The sequence below is a fragment of the Roseovarius halophilus (ex Wu et al. 2025) genome, assembly GCF_047086965.1.
In genome coordinates this window covers 1-4893 of the sequence record NZ_JBKOTX010000298.1, presented here as the reverse complement: position 1 = coordinate 4893, position 4893 = coordinate 1, and the positions used below count along the sequence as shown (strand labels likewise).

General features: G+C 63.8%; 4 protein-coding genes, 1 tRNA gene and 1 pseudogene. 5 read left to right on the top strand and 1 reads right to left on the bottom strand.

The genetic code is table 11. The features are described 5' to 3' along the window. Positions 1–8: 8 nt before the first annotated feature. On the bottom strand, positions 9–428 hold the full coding sequence (locus ACH107_RS29965) for a Hint domain-containing protein (RefSeq protein ID WP_412509356.1): 420 nt from the start codon (positions 426–428) through the stop codon (positions 9–11). A gap of 132 nt (positions 429–560) precedes the next feature. Here ACH107_RS29965 and ACH107_RS29960 point away from each other — a divergent pair. The 5 genes and pseudogenes from ACH107_RS29960 to ACH107_RS29940 form a co-directional block, all read left to right on the top strand. Continuing rightward, positions 561–645 (top strand) — tRNA-Leu (locus ACH107_RS29960). 549 nt (positions 646–1194) lie between these two features. After that, positions 1195–2441, top strand: a pseudogene (locus tag ACH107_RS29955) (IS3 family transposase). Then, positions 2383–3540, top strand: coding sequence for an McrC family protein (locus ACH107_RS29950; RefSeq protein ID WP_412509355.1), 1158 nt, complete (start codon positions 2383–2385; stop codon positions 3538–3540). Before ACH107_RS29955 ends, ACH107_RS29950 begins: the two are co-directional and overlap by 59 nt. 280 nt (positions 3541–3820) lie before the next feature. Further along, positions 3821–4492 (top strand): cupin domain-containing protein, encoded by a 672-nt coding sequence (locus ACH107_RS29945; RefSeq protein WP_412509354.1) that lies wholly within the window; start codon positions 3821–3823, stop codon positions 4490–4492. Further along, positions 4489–4893: FAD-dependent oxidoreductase (locus ACH107_RS29940; RefSeq protein WP_412509353.1), on the top strand; the 405-nt coding region annotated here is incomplete at its 3' end. The genes ACH107_RS29945 and ACH107_RS29940, both read left to right, overlap by 4 nt.

Here is a 4893-nt window from a genome sequence, read left to right as displayed (position 1 = left end):
GAGGCCATTCATTGCTGGCGGTGCAGGCGCATCGCGAACTGAAGGCGGCCCTTGAACTGCCGCAACTGTCGGTGACGGACATATTCCGTTACGACGGCCTGCGCGCCGCCGCAAAATGCCCGCGCACGCCAGTCGCGCAGCAAAACGGGCTGTCCGGCCGGCAGGGTTGCGTCGGCCTCGGTGCCCGTGTGCCCGAGCGAGCCCGCGCGGATGCGCACCCGTCGCGTCATGACCTTACGCCGCGAAACCGCGCGCAGCACGGCCATGCCGCCATCGCGGGTGATGATGCGCGCGCCGGGGGCGAGATCGCCGACGGTGAGTACGCCGTTCAAGGTGAGGATGGTCGCCTCGGCCGGGAGGCCGGCGGCATCATCGGGGCGTGACAGGGTGCTTGCGCCCTGTTCCTGCCCGTGCGCTAAGGGTTTCATGCGCGGGTCCTGTTTGTTGCTGCCTCGGTCTTTTTTGGCCAGCTTAGCCCAATATCCGGTGAATGTCGCGCATTTTTCCGCGGCGATTTTCCACTCGCCACGCCCGCGAGGCTTTGCTAAGGAGCCCCCGATGCGGGTGTGGCGGAATTGGTAGACGCACCAGATTTAGGTTCTGGCGCCGCAAGGCGTGGGGGTTCAAGTCCCTCCACCCGCACCATGTTGAAATAAAATGGAAAAAGTGAATTCTCCGAGTGTCGGCTCTTCGGAAGGTCTGCTAATGCTACAATTCTGCTACGCACCGCGCAGCTACTGTAGCAGCATGGCTGCCCCTCGATCCCCGAATGTAGCGGCGCTCGTCACCTGAGCTTCTTAGGCATCGTCTGCGAGAAGGCCTGCCGTCCTAACGGCAGGCCTTTTGCGTCCCAAGGCAAGACAAGCCGTATCACGCAAATTACATCGCAAATGGGATGAACCGTTTGACCGCTCAGATTTGGTCGGACATCGTTCCCGTGGTATCGTGTGCGCACAGGCCAGCATCGGGTATGCTGTCCAAAACGCCGGCGGCGCTTTCTCTCACCAACAATATATGAGGCCTGACATGCTCAGTACGAGTCAGGTCGGAGAAGCACTCGGCATCTCGTATCATTCTGCCAGACGTCTTCTGAACCGATCTTATCCGCTTCCCTGCGCCTTTGCTTCGCCTGACCTGCCACGGGATTTTTCCTCCATTTGGAATTAGAATCCGACCCAAACGAAGGGACGGACAATGAAGCGAACGAGATATACAGAAGAGCAGATCATCGGCATTTTGACCGAGCATGGTGAGGCATGAGCCCGCCACCGGTTCGAGGGCCATGCTGAACGGCGCGAAGTGCGCTGACCTGTGCCGCAAGCACGGCATGTCGGAAGGCACCTTTTATGCGTGGAAGGCGAAGTTTGGCGGGATGACGGTTTCCGATGCCAAACGGCTCAAGGCGCTCGAAGACGAGAACGCAAAGCTGAAGAAGCTTCTGGCCGAGCAGATGCTGGATGCTGCGGCGATGAAGGAACTTCTGGCAAAAAAATGGTAAGGCCCGCCGTGAAGCGCGACGCGGTTGCGCATCTGCAGGCCAGGTTGGGCCTGTCGGAGCGGCGGGCCTGCCGCCTTGTCGGGGCGGATCGCAAGATGATCCGCTACCAGTCCAGAAGGCCGCCCGAGACGGAACTGCGCCAGCGGCTGCGGGATCTGGCAAACGAACGCCGCCGGTTCGGATACCGGCGTCTGTTCGTGCTGCTGCGCCGAGATGGTGAACTGTCAGGGATCAACCGGATTCATCGTCTCTACCGCGAAGAAGGGCTGGCGGTGCGCAAACGGCGCGCCCGGCGCAAGGCGGTGGGAACCCGTGCCCCGATCCTGGTCGAGGCGCGGCCAAACGCCCGGTGGTCGTTGGATTTCGCTTCGCGGACCTTCGGTTCGTCCATGACCAGCTCGCCTGTGGCCGGCGGTTCCGCATTCTGAACGTGGTTGATGATGTCACCCGGGAATGCCTCGCGGCGATCCCGGACACATCGATCTCGGGGCGGCGTGTCGTGCGGGAACTGACGGCCCTGATCGAACGGCGCGGAAAGCCTGGCATGATTGTCAGCGATAACGGCACCGAACTGACCAGTAACGCGATCTTAACCTTTGCCACGGAGCGCAAGCTTGAATGGCATTACATCGCGCCGGGCAAGCCCATGCAGAACGGCTTCGTGGAAAGCTTCAACGGGCGCATGCGCGACGAGCTTTTGAACGAAACCATGTTCCGCAACATGGCGCACGCCCGTGCTGTGATCCGGGCCTGGGCCACCGACTTCAACGAAACACGCCCGCATTCGGCGCTTGGCTATCAGACACCAAAAGCATTTGCCGAATACCTCACCACCGCAACCGACACCCGCGCTGCGCCATCTGAAAGCTCCGCGCGGATGTCGGTTGCTCCACCTGCGCCAATCGGCGTATCACCCCAAAGGGCTCCGGTTCCGGCTGGATGAAACTTCAGTGGCAGGTCACCGGCAGCGCCTCATCCACATGCTTGCGGTGACCTACGAACTGCCAATCGAAGCCGGCGCGATGACGCGGCTCGGCTGGCAGCGCGAGACCGTGCTCGAACTTCTGATCCGTCTGTTCTGTGCGAAGCTGACCGACGCGGTCCGGCAGGGGATGCCGCGCCACTACCTAGAACACGAAGACGACTTGCCTGCGCTTCGGGGACGCCTGGACGTGACACGGCAGTTTTCCACGCTCGCGGTCTCGCCACAAGAGCTGGCATGCCGTTTCGATGCTCTGTCGCCGGACATAGCGCTGAACCAAGTCATGCGGGCGGCGGTCAGCAAGCTGTCGCGCCTATCTGGCGCACCGGACAACCAGCGCGCGCTGCGCGAGCTGAGCTTCGTGTACGCCGACGTAGCCGACGTTCCTCCGAACGCCCTCCGCTGGGACCGGATCGTCCTGGACCGGACCAATCGTCGTTGGCGGGATCTTCTGTCTTTCGCGCGCCTTTTTCTATCGGACCGGCACCAGCAGACGAGCTCGGGGAGCATCGACGGTCACGCGCTGCTCTTCGAGATGAACGTCTTGTTCGAAGCATATATCGAACGGATCCTGTCGCGTGCGCTGGCCGGCACGGGCTTTCGTGTGTCGTCGCAAGGCGGCCATCGGGATTGTCTCTACGAAGGTGAGACCGGGCGCTTCCGCACAAGGCCGGAGCTCATCGTTCGGCAGGGCGAGAGGATTGCGCTGATCATCGACACCAAGTGGAAGCGCATGACGCCGAGGATCGACGATCCGAAGCAAGGCGTCAGCCAAGCGGACGTCTACCAGCTGATGGCTTACGGCAGGCTCTACGACTGCCCGAACGTCGTGCTGCTGTACCCCCATCATGGCGACTTGCCGCCAGACCCGATCCGCCGGCGGTACTCCATCGCGGCCAGGGGGGCGGACGAAACGCTGATCGTGGCCACTCAAAACCTCGCCGGCAAACAGCGAGACCATAGAGATGCCCTTCGACAACTAGTCCTCGGCTGCCTGCTGCGTGACGATTGCTCGGAGACTTCCCCTCATAATGAGGAAGCGTTTTTTTATTCTATATGAATATCTTATCATGCACCTGAGCACGCTGCCGAACCTGCCTTCGAGCCAGAGAACGTTCGACGCCAATCCCGTCCCCTCCGCCAGAAATTTACTGCAAAATTCGGCCATCCGTCGGGTTTCTGCCGGACTGGCAACGTGCGGAACGCGGTGCTATTCCCCGGGCCGGTCACACCACGCGCGGTGCGGTCGGCGTGGTGGTCCGATGCGGGGAAAACGGTTGAAGCGGGGCCGCGTCGCCACATGTTCCAGGCAGGAACGGATATTCACGAGGGGCGTCAACATGCATCTGAACGCGGATTTCAAGCGACGCGCGGTTGTGCGCTTCGACGAGGGCGAGTGGGTCGCCTCGCCCATGCAAGGTGTCCATCGGCGGATGCTGGACCGGATCGGCGAGGAGGTCGCCCGCGCCACGACCATCGTGCGCTTCGACCCCGGCAGCGCGTTTTCTGCCCATACCCATGACGGGGGCGAGGAATATCTCGTTCTCGACGGTACCTTCCAGGACGAGGACGGGGATTTCCCGGCCGGCTCCTACGTGCGCAACCCGCCAACATCGTCGCATACGCCGGCCGCGCGGGACGGCGCGACGATCCTTGTCAAGCTGCACCAGTTCGACCGGGACGATCGCACGCAGGTCCAGATCGACACCGGCAGGGCCGACTGGTCCGCGGCCGCCCCGGGGGCCGAGGCGCTGCTGCTGCACGAGGATGCGCGCGAGCGCGTGGTGATGGAGGAGTGGGCGCCGGGCACGACGCGGCGCCTTGATGCGTCGGGCGGGCTGGAGCTTTTCGTGATCGCGGGGGCGCTCACCGAAAGCGGCGACAGCCTTGGCCCGTGGGATTGGCTGCGACTGCCGGTTGGGTCGGAATTTTCCGCCACCGCCGGCCCGGAGGGCGCGCGCGTCTGGGTCAAGACCGGCCACCTGCGCGACCTGGCCGGGGCACCTGCGTGATCCCCGATACCGAGGTCTGCATCATCGGCGCGGGGCTGTCGGGCCTGGCGCTGGCCGCGGCACTGTGCGCCGAGGGGCGCGACGTGACCCTGCTGGAGGCCCGCGACCGGCCCGGCGGGCGGGTTCTGTCGCCGGCGGGCCATGACCTTGGCCCATCCTGGATCTGGCCGCAGAACCGTCGGATGCTGGCGCTGCTTGACCGGCTGGGCCTGCACCATTTTCCCCAACATTCAACCGGTCAGATGGTGTTCGAGGACGCGGCGGGGGCGGTTCGCCGGGACCTCGACGTCGCGACCATGGGCGGTGCATTGCGCGTGGCCGGCGGGCTGGCGCGGGTGACGGGGGCGCTGGCGGCACAGCTGGGCGACAGCCTGCGGCTTGGCTGCCCCGTGCACACCGTG